The sequence below is a fragment of the Photobacterium sp. SP02 genome (assembly GCF_038519165.1).
In the GTDB taxonomy this organism is placed as follows: domain Bacteria; phylum Pseudomonadota; class Gammaproteobacteria; order Enterobacterales; family Vibrionaceae; genus Photobacterium; species Photobacterium halotolerans.
This window is the reverse complement of record NZ_JASJOJ010000039.1, coordinates 12053-27670: the sequence shown is the minus strand read 5'-3', so window position 1 is coordinate 27670 and position 15618 is coordinate 12053. Positions and strand designations below refer to the sequence as shown.

Here is a 15618-nt window from a genome sequence, read left to right as displayed (position 1 = left end):
GTATTCTTTCAGCTCATCCAAAACATTTGCCAGACTATCAAGATGAACGACAAGCAAGAGCGGTTTCTGATCTCAGAGAAAACGCAGCAGGAGTTCCTGGACCAGACCAAAGTCTTGCTGCTGGAAGAGCATGGCCTGGTGCAATGCGGGATAGCACACTGCCGTGAACAGTTTTCGGTGTTCAGGAAACATCCGCAAAAACACATGCTGATGTACACGGTTGCCGGCAAGGGATGGCTGGAAAGCGAAGGACGCCGTTGGCTGCTGGAGCCGGGGTCGATGATCACTGTGCCTGCAGGCACTGAGAACGGGTTTGGTATCGCAGAGGATGGCTGGCAAATTGCCTGGCTGTTTCTGGATACGGCCAAAGATTGGCCGGCTTTGGTCACGGACGAGATCAGCTACCTGCTGACGCCAACGGCCGAAGTCATGTACGCCTGTATTCAGACCCTGCTCAGAAGCCAGTCTCTGCAGATGGATTTAAGTGGTGCCGTTATCGCACACAGCGTGCAGCAAATTGACTTACTGCTTCGCACGCCGGACATCACAAGCCAACCGCGTCATCAGGTTCGGTTAAAAAGGGTCTTCGACCGCGTCCAGCGCCAGCTACATAAAGAGTGGGATGTTCGCCAGCTGGCTGCGCTCTATCCCTGCTCTGAACCGCATTTTCATCGCTTATGCCAGCAGTACATGGGACGCAGCCCAATGGCACATTTAACCCGGATGCGGATGGAATACGCGGCCCGGCTGTTGCGCTCCTCTGAATGGTCAGTGCAACAGATCGGGGAAATGGTCGGTTACCCCATTCCGGCCAATTTCAGTACCCGCTTCAAAACCTGGTCAGGCATGACACCGAGGCAATTTCGTCAGCGGCCGTCTCTGGCTGATAAATTACTTAACATCAACAATAACCCTATTTAAGGACAACCCTATGCGCGAATCGCTGCGACAAAAAATCATTCAGATCTGCCACAAAAAAATCGCTCAGAAGGGTGACAATGTCGGTGTGTCTTTTTATGCCTTTTTTGCCAATAAAAACGATGACCCCGAACTGCTGATGGAAGCCGCAACCTGGTGGATACAAACCCATCAACTGGACCACTTTGAAAAAGCCAGGAAGATCATAGGAATGGTTGAGGCGAACAAATAGCCTTCACTTCAAATAGCGAATAGCGGATACCGCTATAAGAGGGTGGTTTCAGACAGCAAAGCTGATTTGGCATTACAACCAATAATAAAGGCTGGTTAGCATCCGGCAGGATGGAGATAACTACCTTGCCGTTTCCCGGGCGGGCAGATAAATGGCTAACCAGCCATGTAAGCAACAGTATCAAGCGCACCTGGCGTCAAACTGTCTTCAGATCATTTAACTCATCATCCACAAGGGTACAGCGGACTCAACCAGCAACTTCTTGGTAACACCACCAAATACCTTTTGGTGCAGCTTCTGATGAGCAAATGCGCCAGACACAATCACATCCGCGCGAAGCTCTTTCGCGACTTCAAGCAACTGCGTTCCTGTATTACGATTTCTCTGCCCAAAGGTTATGCACTCCACTTCAACCTGATGCCGGTTGAGGTAGCAGGCCACATCAAGCTGTGTGGGTTTTTTCGCGATTGAGCGTTCGCTGGTGACGACAACCACCTGCTTAGCCCGTTTTAACAGGGGAAGCGCACTACTGACTGCATTTGCCGCTGCTTTGTCACCATTCCAAGCGATCATCACGGTTTCTGGCGAAAAGTGCGTTTGCGTACGCGGCATGACAATAACAGGTTTACCGCCATGACTGATCGCTGATTCAAAGCTGATGCTTGTCTGGCCATTGAGTGACTTGGGAATGATGATCAAATCAGACACTTTTCCCCATTCGGCGACAATGTCACCCCGATAACCAAAAATGTCATGCCAGCTGGCACTCGCCTGTGACGAGGTGGTCTCTCCCTCTACGATGTGGGAAGCGCGGCACCATTGCTCAAAAATCTGCTTAGCCTGAGACATATCATAGTGAATGTAATCTCTCACAATCTTATCGATTTGATCATAAAACTTTCTGGACACTAACTGTTTTTCAGTTGGCATTAACTGCTCCGAGCCCATTTGGGCATGAAGCACGTCTAAATGGGCCCCAAAATATTGAGCCAGACTCAGCGCACCTCGCAACCGCATTTCGCCGTTTTCCTGTGAAGCAAAAGGCATAATGATTGTGTTAATTGACATTTTTCACTCCTCATTAGCCCAACGGCCAGGGTAAAGGCACGGTATCTTGCAAAATACCAATCGGCAGATCCAACAACATGACATGGGTAAGCGCCAGCAAAAAGCACGATGCCGCGGCGGTCAGGGTCAGTGATCGTCCAAGACTTAACCCGGCTTTTGACATGAGAAACGCACAGAAAAAGATCGTAATCGAGATGACATAGCCCACCAGATAGCTGCCCACAATCAAACCCGCAAGCCAGTAAAGATAGTGCATCATTGAGGCTGTATTGCTGTCGTAGGCATACCCTTGCACGTACTCATTGTCGAAACAAACCGGTGCGTCATCCGGGCAGGTTAACAGTTGAATAATCACCACAGCCGACAGTATCCACATTCCACTCGCGACGACGATGGGGAAAATCCCTCCGAGAAAGCTCTGCTGATAGCCATCATAAATCCCGTACGCAAAAACGAGGTTCACCAAAAGCGCAAAAATGATCTGTGGCCGACGATGACCCGAAGGCGAGGATACTTCTTGTGCCGGCTTTGTTTTCAGATTTTGACGAATCATTAACGCAAGAGATACCAAGGTAATCACGCCAATGATGATGACACCGGGACGAAGTAAAAACGCCACACCATCAAACTGAATGGCTTGATACAAATACGTTTCCATTCCCGCTGAAAGCACAAAGCCAATTAAGAATGCCGGTCTTGGCCAGTCAAAGCGCTTCATCAGCACACCCAGCACACCAATACCCAGCAGAGTCACCAGATCCCCTAGGTCGCGTGTTGCCTGAAACGCGGCAAAGCAGATCACCATTACCATAAATGGCGCCAACAAGGCGTACCGAATTGTCGTGAGCTTCGCTACCCAGGGCGAAATAAGCATACAGGCAGCGGCCCCAAGCACATTCGCTAACGCAAGTGACCACACGATTGTATAAGTAACATCTAAGTCGGTACTGACCATTGCCGGCCCGGGTTCAAGGCCAACCAGAACCATGCCACCGAGAAAGACAGCCATACCACCAGAACCGGGAATCCCAAACAATAAGGTTGGCACTAATCCCCCGCCCTCTTTCGCGTTGTTTGATGACTCTGGCGCAATAACGCCCCGCACGTCGCCATGCCCAAAGTCAGGCTTATTTTTGGTGGTTTGCACCGCATGCCCATAAGCAATCCAATCGACAACGCTGCCTCCTAACCCTGGAAGTGCCCCTATGATGCAGCCGATCACACTGCACCGCAGCGCAAGCCAGCGATGAGCAATAAAATCTCTGACACCGGCCATCCAACCAGACCCTAACCGGCTCGCATTGGAAATAGGCTTGTTTTGTCTTAGCAGATCGATAATTTCAGGGAGTGCAAATATGCCTAAGCCCACCACCACTAAAGGAATGCCGTCCATCAAATAAAAATTGTCAAACGACATGCGATATTCGCCGGTAGCTGGCGCACTGCCTACACTGCCGAGCAACACCCCTAATCCACAAGCTGACAAACCTTTCACCAGGCTTTTGCCTGCCAGCGAGCCGACCATGGTTAGCCCCAGCAACGTCAGCATAAACAGCTCGCCGGATCCAAAGGCTAAAATTACCGGTCTTGCCACTAACACAAAGCCGGTCAATACCACAGCACCGAACAAACCGCCGAACAATGAAGAGGTAAAAGCCGCCGAAAGTGCCCGCGCAGCCTGCCCTTTTTTTGCCATCGGAAAGCCATCCAGTACGGTTGCCTGGGATCCACTGGAGCCAGGTATCCCCATCAACACCGAAGTAAAGGTGTCAGATGTCGGGATAACGGCGACAAGTCCAATCAACATCGCCAGCGCAGAAATCGGGTCCATGCCATAGAGAAACGGGAGTAATAAGGACAGCCCCGCTATCCCGCCCAAGCCAGGGAAAATGCCAATTGCAAGTCCAAGTAAAACGCCCCCCATCATGTAACTGATGTGCTGAAACGTTAGTATGGTATGCAAGGCAGCAAGTAAATCACTAAACATCCTTGAGTCCTTGTGAATTCATTGAAACCGGCTCCGGGTTTCAATTCAAAACCCGGAGAATCTGTTGAAATTGGAGATGTGGATGGCGGTTTTGTCTACCGTGAACAAGGTTCCGCCGAAGTCTGATATGGTTACAACCTGGTGTTGTACTTCTCTTTCAGCCAGTTGGTTACCCATGCTCTGCTGGCGTCGTCGAGAGACAACATACTTTCAACCGCTGCATCGGCTTTTACACCCGTTAAAGGCGCGTAGTTCCCTAAAACGCCCTCGGCTCTGGCTTGAAATTCTGGTTGGGTGATGAGTTTACTCATTGAATCCCGCCACGCCTGCTTGATATTTTCTGGTGTAGACTTCGGCAAAAAGAAGACTTTTTGTGCAACAAACCCGGCGATAAAGAAAGATCGCCAAACTTGAAAGCCCTGCGAGCCTGTCGTATCACCTTTCGCCATAGCATATACCTCACCGAAATGCGGCAAATCGGGGAAGTTAGGATCGCGCTGTAAGCGGCCTTCATCATCGACCACCCCAAAACTGAATAGCGGGATCGCCTTTCCTTCTTCAACCAATGGCGCGACCTTTTTTAAATAGGCCGAACTGGTTTGCGAATCTAAACTCACTTCACCACGCTCGAACGCGAGACGCCCCGCGCCGCGGCCTTTCATCCCAAATACAGCCTGAACGTCTGCACCCAGGAGATCGAATGCCAGTAGTGGCACCAAATCGATCGACGTCGCCCCCTGGCTCGCGTATTTGAATGATAGGGTGTCCAGCTTATCAACAAATTCTTGTGCATTGGCCACCCCCACATCCTTGGACACATAAACCACGCCACCTGTAGGAGATGCCAGTACTGGCGACCACTCGTGGTAGTCGTACCTGACACGGCGATCACTCAACAGATAGGTGTAATGCGTTGACGCAGAGCTTGCGAGCACATCCAGCCCATCCTCTTTAGCTTGTCTGGCAAACTGGTTCGCACCTTTCGTTGACCCCCCGCCGGGAACGTTTTTGATCATCACAACCGGCTCGCCAGGCAGTGCCTGAGTGAAGTAAGGACCAAAAAATCGGCCCCAGGTATCGGTACCTCCGCCTTCTTTATATGGCACTGTCACTTGTACGCGCTCCCCCTCAAAGCTCACTGGCTGAGCATAAACAGGTGACATCAAAGGCATCGTCATCAGGGCAGTGGATACAAGCTGGCAGCTGAGGCATAACTTGGTTTTATTAAAAAAATCGTTAAGTGACATAGGATTTTCCTCAATTCTGTCATGGCAGCATCGAATTCAAATCGCATCGGAGCGATGTTCACACCCTAAGACGCAAAACTGTCACCAAACTGACTTGCCACTTTTTATTAACAAAAATGTTACACAGATCGCTTGGTTAGCAGGCGCGCGGATGTAACAGCGCTGCAAACAGGCTTTATCCGATGAAGACTTCGCCTTTAAAGAGCGGGCGCGCTGTCCTCACCAGTGCTGCTTGCGCAATAATGGGTTCCACTTCCCCTGGTATCAGGGCAATTTTGACTTCAATTTTTCCGCTCGGATGCTCGATACAGACTGCGCTATCAGTGGTTAGACTCGCCAATTGATGGGCAATGGTGTTATCGATAAGCGAAGCCGCCCCTACACAAATGGCGCCGGTAACGGCATGACTTGCATGACAATTATGCGGTACCAAGTAGCGCGAGGTGATAGTGCCACCCTGTTTGGGCGCGGACAGAATCGCCACTTTAGGAATAACACTGCCTGACACATCCCCTAACCCCATACGTTCACCCGCAATCAAGCGGATGGCTTCTACTTTTTGCAAAAGAGAGCGGTTGCTATCGATGTCATGCTTGGTTTCATCGCCGTGTATGCCCAGCTCATGCGCAGCAATGTGTACCATAGGTACTGCAGCGTCCACGCAACTGACCGTTAGACCGAGAATCGTTTCTGTAGTGGATCCGGTCGGGAACAACCTGCCAGTTTTTGCTCCGCCTACGTTCAGGAAGTTCAGTAGTATGGGTGAAGCCGTTCCCGGCACGCCATCTATTGATGTCGTGCCATCAAAACGCAACGTTCGGTTTGGTGTTTCGGCGGTCACTTCGATAATGGTGTCTGTATTGACGTTTCTCACGCGCACGGTTGTGCTCGTTTCATCAAGTTGTATCAACCCTTTTTCTACCGCGAACGCCAACACGCCAGATAGGATGTTTCCGCACGATGGCTTGGTATCCACAACCTGCTGTTCGACACCCACCTGGGCAAACAAGTAATCGAGATCGACGCCTGATACCGATGAGGGCGAGATAATGCCAACTTTACTGGTTAGTGTCGTGCCTCCACCGATACCGTTGATTTGTTGAATATCGCCAGAGCCCATGATTTTGATGAGCATCTGGTCTCTCAACGTCGGCTCGTCGGGCAGATCGCGGGAAAGAAAATAGACTCCTTTTGACGTGCCACCGCGAATCAGCATACAAGGGATAAATTGACTATCAAACATGATGAGAGCTCCTTACCATTTACCCACTTTCACCCTTGAAAGTGGTGGTAAGACGCTACAAAACGAACCTGTCAAATGACTGACTTACTGACAGCGAAAGGAAGGAGTTGTTATGTGTTAGTCGTAATTTTTGAGGGCGCTTTCCCACTCAGTGATCACTATCTCTTTTTTACTCTTGTCAGCAAACACCAATAGCCGTACGTCCAAAGGCAGCGGCTTTAACTGGTCTGCAAACTCTTGTCTCATGTATTGGGCAGACTTCTCTCCCGTCACATCCAATCGGATAGGTGGCATGTTGGTCTGTTCTGCCATCACCCATTGACCCGGTGAGGAGAGCAGGTAACTGATAAACTGCTTCGCTTGCTCCGTGTTTTGGGTTGTACGGTTGATGAATGCGGTGCGCAGAATAACCGGTGTGTAATCTTCCATCGGCACCACCACAATATCGTCGTGTAACTTCTGCCAACTGTTGGCATAAGAACCGACGACTTGGTAGGACATAGCAATTTGCCCCTGGCTCAATGCCCGGAGCATACTGCGCGTACTGTCAAAGGTACGAGCATAGTGATAGTTAAATAACTCAAGGAATTGACCATAATTACGCGCTTGTTGACGTTCAAAGGACCACAATAAATAGCCAATCCCCACTTTTCTTATGTCAAACAATCCGATACGCCCCATCAATTCATCGCTGTGCTGACGGATAAAACCGAGTAACTCAGTACGATTGGTGGGTACCTCTTTGTCATGTATAAATGCTTTATTGAACACCACGACAGCAGGCTCGAAGCTGAAACCAAATAACGTGTTTCTCCATTGACTCCAGATTGGAAACGGGTTGTGTTCTGATGTCTCTTGAGCAAGGAATTGCTCATGTTCCAAGGCATAACCATCGTTTACCAAACGTAATTGCAAATGCATCACCGAGCTGATCGTAATATCAGGCTGAGGTTCGGCCTTGGAGCGGATGTAGCTATCTAGTTCCTCGCTGCTCATCCAACGGTACTGCACATTAATGTTCGGGTTTCGCATCGAAAAATCATCTAACAGCGGTTTCATTTCCGATAAATATGCGGCACCAAATACCCTTAACGTGACAGGAAGACTTTTGGTTGGTTTTGCATTCACAAGTGCGCTCGCAATAAACACACACACCCAAATAATGCCCTTCAATACCGTCATTCAGCCTCCTGCCATGTTTTGTACGGAAATTGAATTTCAACTGTCAGACCGTTTGGGATGGTGTCTTTAAGCAAAAGCAGAGCCCGACAATGCTCAGCGACATCCGCGGCGATACTCATACCCAGCCCCGTACCCGATTGTTCACCGCCGGCAAGCCGGTGGAAACGCTCAAACACCAAAGGCTTGTCTTTATCTGCGATCCCCGGACCAAAATCCCGGATCACGATACTGGCTTTCGAACCTCGGCGAACCACTTCCACCTCGACTGACTTGCCGTTTGGCGAGTATTTAATCGCATTCTCGATAAGATTTAACAACATTTGCTCGACGCCAAACGCATCACCGACAATTGAAAATTGAGCCTCTTGCTGCAGGCTTAATTCAATGTCTCGTGTCAATGCTTGTATGGCCAAAGAACGACACACCTTTTCAACCAATGCGTTAATGTGAATAGTTTGCGGTTCGATGCTGCGATATCGATGTTTAATGGTGGCTTGATTGAGTAATTGTTCAATCGTGCGCTCCAGCACATCGCACGCCTCCAGCACACGCGCCAAAGCGCGTTCCGTTTCGGCCGAGGTTTCGCGACTGTGCAGTAGCTCAACTTGCACCCGCATTCCCGCCAGTGGGGTTTTCAATTGATGCGCCGCTTCGCTGGTGAAATTTTTCAGGTTTGACAGCGTATCGTCTAGCTGCCCCATAAATATGTTGATGCTTTTGACCAGATGGCTGACTTCTTCCGGCACATCCAGATCAATCGGTGTCAGATCTATGTTCGATCGCTTCATCATTTTTTGATTAAGTAATTTTACCGGTTTAAGTACCTGGTAAATCAAAAGAACAATGACAATGAGGGTGCACAGAATCACTGCCGTGATCAATTTTAATGCGACTTCTGAAAGTTGGTGTTCCCACTCTGTACGCGCTTCCGCAGTCTGTCCCACCAGCACCAATACTTGTTGCGGGCCATTTCGCGTATAAATCACGCGCCCCACAAGTGCAGCACGTAAGTATTCGCCACGAAACTTAAGATCAAAATACTCTGGTGACGTTTCCAACTGCATGGTATATGCCTGAATTTTATGGCGTACCGAGTCGTTGGCCAGTAATCCTTGATAACCGGTGACATACACTTGCTGTTTGGTGGTGACCAGATAAAACACCTTATCGCGGGGAGCATCGGCGAGTCCGCTAAACGCAGAAAAAGGCATATCAATAGCCAGCTCCCCACCTTCAAGTCGAACTTCCTCTAATATTTGCAACGCAGAATTGGCCAATGGCCGGTCAAATGTACTTTGGGCAGTCTCAAACGCAAAACGCTTTACAACCATCAATGCGAGCAGGCCGATAACCAAGAGTAAACCCGCTGAGCAGACCAGGAGCTGAAAACGCATCGACCGAGTCGAAAACCGGAATGGAACGGCAATCATGGCTTTTTCACAGACAGAACGTATCCCAACCCGCGCAGCGTTTTTATTTCGACACTACTTGCACTGAGCGATTTACGTAACCGACCGACGTACGTTTCTATGGCGTTCTGATTGGGGGGATTATCATAACCATACAAGTGATCGATGATTTCATCTTTACTTAAAACACGATTAGGATGACACACAAACACTTCGAGCAGACGATATTCCCGGTTTTTCAAGTCAATCTCCTGCCCTTGGACTAGCACACGGGCGCTTGCGGCATCAAAAGAGATATCACCAATCTCTATCACATTTTGATCATTACCTTGACTACGGCGCACTATAGAGCGACAGCGGGCTTCCAGCTCCCCCAAATCAAAAGGCTTTGTTAAATAGTCATCGGCTCCTAAGTCGAGCAATTCAATCCGGTCGAACACTTCATTGCGAGCGGTTAAAATGAGGATCGGCGTATTGCCGTGTTGACGAATTTTTTTAGTGATCGCCTCACCCGAACGGTTAGGCAAGTTAAGATCCAGAATCACGAGATCATACTTTGTGTGTGCAACTAACGAATACGCAACTTGCCCATCATAGGCGGTGTCCACACCATGGCCTAAGTCTTTAAAACGCTGCTCGAGGGATTCACTGATCAGTCTGTCATCTTCTACAATCAAAACTCTCATCGTACCACCGTCTCACTGCCTGTTTACTCACGATGAGTACCTGGAAATACTATCTGTATCTTTTACATACATTAAAATTGACGATTTCACAGCAACAAGTTTGCATTATGAATCGTTCCCAATTTCCAACCCTCATGGCTTTATACTACCTGATTAATGGTGAATCCAAATGCCGCACATAACAAACCATGTGCAACATGCGCGAAACATAGATCACAATCACGATATATGAATGATATTTTTTATTTACCTGCTTTTTACCCGTCATCATTGAATTCAAAACCGAAGAACACAAACGGGTGAGTAAGATCTCTTGCCACCTGACGGGTTTGCCAGCTGCGCTGGGCAAACAAAAAAGCCCCCGGAGCCGGGGGCTGTAGCACGTAAAGCGATACGTCAATCAACACACTAACATTACAGATTAATTACTGGCAGCGACCTCAGCCGCGGGTTTACTTTGCGACTTTACGAAGTAGATGCAACCTGCCAGGAACAGCAGTGGCATAACCGGGTCGAACACGCTGCCCTGGCTGCCGAAAATCAGGTTCAGGATCATCACCAGTGAACCGCCGATTGACCAAGCAATGGTCGTCGGCACCGTCCAGATCACCAGTTGCTTACGCACTTCGGTGACACCCATCAGACGGCTCACTATGTGGAACAGGCTGTCGTTGAAGTAACCGGCAAACAAGCTACCCATGGTTGCAGCAGATGCGGCAAACAGCATGTTGATGCCTTCCATTTCAGCCAGTACAGGTGCCGAGATAGACGCTGCGGTAATCATTGAAACTGTGCCGCTGCCCTGAATCACACGTACCAGTGTCGCGATGATGAAGGGGATCATAATCGGTGAGATGGACAGTGCCGCAATCTGGTTGGCGATTTCAGTACCCGCGCCAGACTCACGCAGTACACTGCCCAGTGCACCACCGGCACCTGTCACCAGCAGGATAATTCCTGAGGTGGAAATCCCTTCTTCCAGCTTGCGGGTGGTGGTTTCTTTGTCCAGGTATGGTGTCAGGGTATACACCGCCAGCAGCGTACTGATCGACAAGGCAATCACAGGATGACCGACAAAGTTGATCACCGCGCCCAGCGCGCTGTCCGACAGTCCTTCGAATCCCAGCTGTTTTTCCAGCAGGCTGGCCAGCGATTTCACCAGAATCAGCAGAATCGGCACCGCAATCGGCATGATAGATTTCATCAGCGAAGGCAGATTTTTGGTGGCTTTAGACGCCATGTACTCGTCATGCACTTGCTTCAGATCATCAGATTCCTGCGGCAGAGAGACAGGTGTCGCGTATTCCGGGAAATGCTTTTCTAACCAGCGGGCGTACATCACAATGCCGTAGATAGACGGCAGTGCAATCACCAGACCCAGACCCAGCATAGAGGCAATATCAACACCGAAAATACTGGCGACGCCCAGCGGGCCGGGTGTCGGCGGAATACAGTGGTGCGCCACCACCAGACCACCAGCCAGGGCAACAGTCAGTGTCAGAATGGAACGGCCGGAGGTTTTAGACAGTGACTTGGCAATCGGATACAGGATGATCAGTGCGCTGTCGACGAACACAGGAATACTGACGATATAACCGGTAATCGCCAGTGCCATCTCTTCTTTCTTTTTGCCCAGCCACTTGATGAAGTGATAGGCAATGGACTCACCGGCACCGGAGGTTTCCAGAATGGCGCCCATCATGACACCCAGACCAATCACGATCCCAATACCGCCCAGTGTACCGCCGAACCCCTTGCTGATCGCCGACATGGTGTCATCCACACTCAGCCCGCCGATCAAACCGGCAATACAGGCTGCCGCCAGCATCGCGATCAAGACGTGAACACGGGTTCTCAGCACCAGGAAAATCAGGACAAAAACCGCAATAATTAAGCCTATAACAGAAATGGGTAACATTAGATCGCCTCCTCTTCGCGTACCGGATACTTAGCTAAATACGCCTGAAGTACCGACTGGAAATCCTTATCCGCTTTAAAACCCAGCGTCAGTTCTGACGCATTATTGAACCCTTTCGGCCAGCTGCCGACGATACGGGCAACCGCAGCATCCGCGTCGTAGCTCACACGCTCAGCAAAGCCTGTCCCCACTGTCTCTGACATGGCCGCAATCATCTCAGCAGGTGTCACCTGAATACCGGGCAGATTAAAGGTGCGATAACCCTTGATGGCCTCAGCCGGTAACTGGCTGGCATGGATAATGTTATCGATCACTGTTTCCGGGCTGGAAATCCACAGCGGCAGCGTGGGCTCAACCGGGCAGTTTGACGTTTCGCCTTTCAGCGGCTCACGGATGATCCCGCTGACAAAAGACGACGCGGCTTTGTTCGGCGCGCCAGGGCGAATACAGATGGTCGGCAGGCGCACAGTGATGGCATCAACAAACCCTTTGCGGCCGTAGTCATTAACCAGCAGCTCACCGATGGCTTTTTGCGTCCCGTACGAAGAGCTCGGCTGAGTGGCCGTCATGGGTTCGATCCGATCCGGCAGTTCGCCACCGAACACCGCCAGTGAACTGGAGAACACGAAGCGGATCGCCGGATTCACCTGGCGGCATTTTTCCAGCAATAACTGGGTGGCCAGCAAATTCACTTTCATGCCGAGATCAAAATCTTCTTCGGCATGGCTCGACACAATCGCCGCCAGATGAAAAACATGGGTGGTGTCGGCATCGATCAGCGAATCGATATCTGCCGGGTGCGTAATGTCGCCCACAACCGCGCTGACACGGCTGTCGAACTGACTCATATCCGGGGCGATGCGATCCACTATCTTGATGCGCTCGATGTTGTCATAACGTTGTAGCAGGGTGTCGGTAAGCATGGCTCCTAAAAAGCCTGCCCCACCTGTAATAATAATTTTCATAGGGGATGTCCTTGCTCTCTTCTATCTTGTCTTAAGTCTGTTGACGAAATTGTCGATGTCTGCTTCCGTTGACAAACAGGTCCGTTTATATATGACGCCGTTTACAGATAAGGTGTGACCCAGCCCAGGCCTTCTCGTGTGCCTTGTCGCGGGTTGTACTCACACCCAATCCAGTCCTGATAACCTGATTTGTCCAGCTCGCCGAACAGGAAGGGATAATTCACTTCTCCCTCACAGGGTTCATGACGGCTGGGAACAGATGCTATCTGCACATGACCGATGTAATCCGCGACCTCTTTGATCAGAACAGACAGATCACCGTCCATGATTTGCGCGTGATACACATCGAACTGCAGTTTCACATTCGGTCGGTCGATGGCTTTGATCAGCTCAACAGCCTCACGCTGATGGGCCACGAAATAGTTCGGCACATCACGGCTGTTGAGCGGCTCAATCATCACGCAGATACCGTGCGCAGCAAAGCGATCAGCGGCATAGCGCAAATTACGGATAAAGGTTTCTCTGTGCGCCTCAACCGAGAAGTCGGGGCTGAGAATACCTGCCATGGCATGTACCTTCTTACAGCTCAGTGCCTGTGCGTAGTGAAGGGCGATATCAACGCTTTGCTCAAACTCTTCAATGCGATCCGGCAGCGCCGCAATACCGCGCTCACCGGCCGCCCAGTCGCCCGGCGGCATATTAAAGAGCGCCTGTTCAAGCTGGTGTGAACTGAGCTGCTCTGCCAGCAGACCCGCTTCATAGTCATAAGGAAACAGAAACTCGACCGCTCTGAAACCGGCTTTGCTGGCCTGGCCGAAGCGCTCAATAAAAGGCACTTCAGTGAACAGCATCGTGAGGTTGGCTGCAAATCTGGCCATTATTTTCCTCTCCCTTTCAGGTCGCTGACTTCTGCATCTGTCAGGTAACGAATGGCTTTGCCATCGAGCATCAATGCCAGTTTAGCGGTTTCTTCCAGCTCTTCGGCGTTATCCACCGCATCACGCAGATCGGTACCGGTAATGACCGGGCCGTGATTGGCCAGCAAAAATGCCCGGTAGTCGGCCGCTCGATTGGCCAGTTCAGTCGCAATTTGCGGATCGCCCGGTCGCAGATACGGGATCACCGGCAACTGACCGACCCGCATCACGTAATACGGTGTGAAGGGTTTTATCGCATTGTCAGGGTCCAGTCCTTCCAGACACGACAGGGCCGTCAGGTAAGTAGAGTGCAAATGCACAATGGCGTTACAATCCGGGCTGTTGCGGTAAATCGCCAGATGAAACGCAATTTCTTTTGACGGGCGATCACCCGACAAATGATTGCCGTCGATATCCACCACCGACAAACGTTCAGCCACCAAACGTCCGAAGGAAGAGCCTGTTGGTGTGGTCAGAAAATTGCCGTCAGGGAGTTTAAGAGACAGATTCCCTGCCCCACCGGTGGCATAGCCCCGCTCAAACATTGAACGGGCAAGCGTCACCATGTCTTCTCTTAACGCTTGTTCAGTCATGGAAAAATCCTTGTGCAGTCGTAAAAAATGATTCGTCACCAAAGTTGCCGGATTTCAGTGCCAGCGACAGATCCTGATCGATCGCGGTCACCCAGGGCACACCCGGTGCGATTTGCGGGCCAATATGAAAACCTTTCACGCCCAGACTCTGGGTCACCACCCCGGACGTTTCGCCGCCAGCCACAATGAAGTTACGCACACCCTGTTCGCGCAATCTGTGTGCCAGCTGGCTGAAGAACTGCTCAACGGCCAGGCTGGACGCCTGCGCACCGTATTCAGCCTGTATCACTTTGAGCATCTCAGGATTGGCGGTCGCAAACACCATAGGGGCATACTCGCCGTCCAGGTTCTCCATCACCCAGTCACACACGATGTTGCCGTAATTGTCATCGGTCAGGCAGGCCTTGACATCCAAAGCAAAGTGCGGTGCCACACGCTGATACTGTCCCACCTGCTTATTGGTCATCACGGAACACGACCCCGACAGCACGACCGTTTTTCCGGCTCGCGGATGACCGGCTGACAATGCTTCGGCCTGCTTAGCCTGCGCGGTCACCCAGTTTCGGGCGATGCCGGCAGCCAGCCCTGAGCCACCTGTGATCAGCTTGAGGTGTTTGCAGGCCTCGCCGATAGTCAACAGATGCAGATCGTTGAGCGTATCAAGCACGGCGTACTGCACGCCCTGAGCTTGCAGCTGGTCAAAGGCCGTCACTACAGCGTCTGTCCCTTTATCAAGCGTCTGGTAATCCACCAGACCGCTCACGCCCTGCGCCTGGGCATTCATCAGGCGCACCAGGTTGGCATCCGTCATGGGAGTCACAGGGTGATGACGCATACCGGATTCGCTCAGCAGCTCTCCGTTGACAAACAGGTTGCCATGACAGACGGTTCGGCCATTGACCGGAAGTGATGGGCAAATCACAGTAAAAGATTCATTCAGTTCCGCCAGTAACGCATCGGTGACCGGCCCGATATTGCCGTCGGCTGTGCTGTCAAAGGTGGAACAGTATTTGAAGTAAAACTGCTGACAACCGGCGGCCTGCAGCCAGCGTAATGCCGCCACAGAATCGTCAACCGCTTGATCGACAGGGCAAGAGCGGGATTTCAGGCTGATGACCACAGCATCAGCGTTTGCACTCATCGAGTCGGCAGGCACGCCGTTGAGCTGAATGGTCTTCATGCCGTTGGCAACCAGAAAACCTGCGATGTCGGTGGCGCCGGTAAAATCGTCGGCGATGACTCCGAGTAACATA

14 protein-coding genes are annotated in these 15618 nt (G+C 50.9%); 2 read left to right on the top strand and 12 right to left on the bottom strand.

Annotation, left to right across the window (positions count from 1 at the left end):
- Window positions 1-42 precede the first annotated feature (42 nt).
- On the top strand, window positions 43-921 hold the full coding sequence (locus P0Y67_RS15675) for an AraC family transcriptional regulator (RefSeq protein WP_342392623.1): 879 nt from the start codon (window positions 43-45) through the stop codon (window positions 919-921).
- 10 nt (window positions 922-931) lie between these two features.
- Entirely contained in the window at window positions 932-1150 is a 219-nt protein-coding gene (locus P0Y67_RS15670; protein ID WP_342392622.1) for a DUF6500 family protein, read from the top strand.
- 216 nt (window positions 1151-1366) lie between these two features.
- Here P0Y67_RS15670 and P0Y67_RS15665 read toward each other — a convergent pair whose 3' ends face one another.
- From P0Y67_RS15665 to otnK, 12 genes are all read right to left on the bottom strand, one after another.
- Window positions 1367-2218, bottom strand: a complete 852-nt coding sequence (locus tag P0Y67_RS15665) for a universal stress protein (RefSeq protein WP_342392621.1) — start codon at window positions 2216-2218, stop codon at window positions 1367-1369.
- 13 nt (window positions 2219-2231) lie between these two features.
- Window positions 2232-4205, bottom strand: coding sequence for a tripartite tricarboxylate transporter permease (locus P0Y67_RS15660; RefSeq protein WP_342392620.1), 1974 nt, complete (start codon window positions 4203-4205; stop codon window positions 2232-2234).
- A 131-nt stretch (window positions 4206-4336) separates the two neighbouring features.
- Window positions 4337-5452: a Bug family tripartite tricarboxylate transporter substrate binding protein gene (locus P0Y67_RS15655; RefSeq protein WP_342392619.1), complete on the bottom strand. Its 1116-nt coding sequence runs from the start codon at window positions 5450-5452 to the stop codon at window positions 4337-4339.
- Window positions 5453-5627: 175 nt separating this feature from the next.
- Window positions 5628-6695 carry a 4-oxalomesaconate tautomerase gene (locus tag P0Y67_RS15650; protein ID WP_342392618.1) on the bottom strand — a complete coding sequence of 356 codons (1068 nt, stop codon included), beginning with the start codon at window positions 6693-6695 and terminating at the stop codon, window positions 5628-5630.
- Between the two features lie 117 nt (window positions 6696-6812).
- Complete coding sequence (locus P0Y67_RS15645; RefSeq protein ID WP_342392617.1) at window positions 6813-7877, bottom strand: ABC transporter substrate-binding protein; 1065 nt, start codon at window positions 7875-7877, stop codon at window positions 6813-6815.
- Window positions 7874-9307 (bottom strand): sensor histidine kinase, encoded by a 1434-nt coding sequence (locus tag P0Y67_RS15640; protein ID WP_342392616.1) that lies wholly within the window; start codon window positions 9305-9307, stop codon window positions 7874-7876. Before P0Y67_RS15640 ends, P0Y67_RS15645 begins: the two co-directional genes overlap by 4 nt.
- Entirely contained in the window at window positions 9304-9972 is a 669-nt protein-coding gene (locus P0Y67_RS15635) for a response regulator transcription factor (RefSeq protein ID WP_342392615.1), read from the bottom strand. The genes P0Y67_RS15640 and P0Y67_RS15635 overlap by 4 nt, the downstream gene beginning before the upstream one ends.
- 421 nt (window positions 9973-10393) lie before the next feature.
- Complete coding sequence (locus tag P0Y67_RS15630; RefSeq protein WP_342392614.1) at window positions 10394-11890, bottom strand: GntP family permease; 1497 nt, start codon at window positions 11888-11890, stop codon at window positions 10394-10396.
- A complete protein-coding gene (denD, locus tag P0Y67_RS15625) occupies window positions 11890-12855 on the bottom strand; it encodes a D-erythronate dehydrogenase (protein ID WP_342392613.1) in 966 nt (321 codons plus the stop codon). Before denD ends, P0Y67_RS15630 begins: the two co-directional genes overlap by 1 nt.
- Before the next feature lie 101 nt (window positions 12856-12956).
- On the bottom strand, window positions 12957-13733 hold the full coding sequence (gene otnI, locus P0Y67_RS15620; protein ID WP_342392612.1) for a 2-oxo-tetronate isomerase: 777 nt from the start codon (window positions 13731-13733) through the stop codon (window positions 12957-12959).
- Complete coding sequence (otnC, locus tag P0Y67_RS15615; RefSeq protein WP_027254286.1) at window positions 13733-14365, bottom strand: 3-oxo-tetronate 4-phosphate decarboxylase; 633 nt, start codon at window positions 14363-14365, stop codon at window positions 13733-13735. The genes otnI and otnC overlap by 1 nt, the downstream gene beginning before the upstream one ends.
- Window positions 14358-15617, bottom strand: coding sequence for a 3-oxo-tetronate kinase (gene otnK / locus P0Y67_RS15610; protein ID WP_342392610.1), 1260 nt, complete (start codon window positions 15615-15617; stop codon window positions 14358-14360). Before otnK ends, otnC begins: the two co-directional genes overlap by 8 nt.
- Between the last annotated feature and the right edge of the window lies 1 nt (window position 15618).

What these genes read in the sequence shown, in the direction of transcription:
- P0Y67_RS15665 (WP_342392621.1), bottom strand. Translation starts at nt 2,218, where the DNA reads ATGTCAATTAACACAATCATTATGCCTTTTGCTTCACAGGAAAACGGC.
- P0Y67_RS15630 (WP_342392614.1), bottom strand. Translation starts at nt 11,890, where the DNA reads ATGTTACCCATTTCTGTTATAGGCTTAATTATTGCGGTTTTTGTCCTG.
- otnK (WP_342392610.1), bottom strand. Translation starts at nt 15,617, where the DNA reads ATGTTACTCGGAGTCATCGCCGACGATTTTACCGGCGCCACCGACATC.
- P0Y67_RS15650 (WP_342392618.1), bottom strand. Translation starts at nt 6,695, where the DNA reads ATGTTTGATAGTCAATTTATCCCTTGTATGCTGATTCGCGGTGGCACG.
- P0Y67_RS15655 (WP_342392619.1), bottom strand. Translation starts at nt 5,452, where the DNA reads ATGTCACTTAACGATTTTTTTAATAAAACCAAGTTATGCCTCAGCTGC.
- P0Y67_RS15670 (WP_342392622.1), top strand. Translation starts at nt 932, where the DNA reads ATGCGCGAATCGCTGCGACAAAAAATCATTCAGATCTGCCACAAAAAA.
- P0Y67_RS15640 (WP_342392616.1), bottom strand. Translation starts at nt 9,307, where the DNA reads ATGATTGCCGTTCCATTCCGGTTTTCGACTCGGTCGATGCGTTTTCAG.
- P0Y67_RS15675 (WP_342392623.1), top strand. Translation starts at nt 43, where the DNA reads ATGAACGACAAGCAAGAGCGGTTTCTGATCTCAGAGAAAACGCAGCAG.
- denD (WP_342392613.1), bottom strand. Translation starts at nt 12,855, where the DNA reads ATGAAAATTATTATTACAGGTGGGGCAGGCTTTTTAGGAGCCATGCTT.
- P0Y67_RS15660 (WP_342392620.1), bottom strand. Translation starts at nt 4,205, where the DNA reads ATGTTTAGTGATTTACTTGCTGCCTTGCATACCATACTAACGTTTCAG.
- P0Y67_RS15635 (WP_342392615.1), bottom strand. Translation starts at nt 9,972, where the DNA reads ATGAGAGTTTTGATTGTAGAAGATGACAGACTGATCAGTGAATCCCTC.
- P0Y67_RS15645 (WP_342392617.1), bottom strand. Translation starts at nt 7,877, where the DNA reads ATGACGGTATTGAAGGGCATTATTTGGGTGTGTGTGTTTATTGCGAGC.
- otnI (WP_342392612.1), bottom strand. Translation starts at nt 13,733, where the DNA reads ATGGCCAGATTTGCAGCCAACCTCACGATGCTGTTCACTGAAGTGCCT.
- otnC (WP_027254286.1), bottom strand. Translation starts at nt 14,365, where the DNA reads ATGACTGAACAAGCGTTAAGAGAAGACATGGTGACGCTTGCCCGTTCA.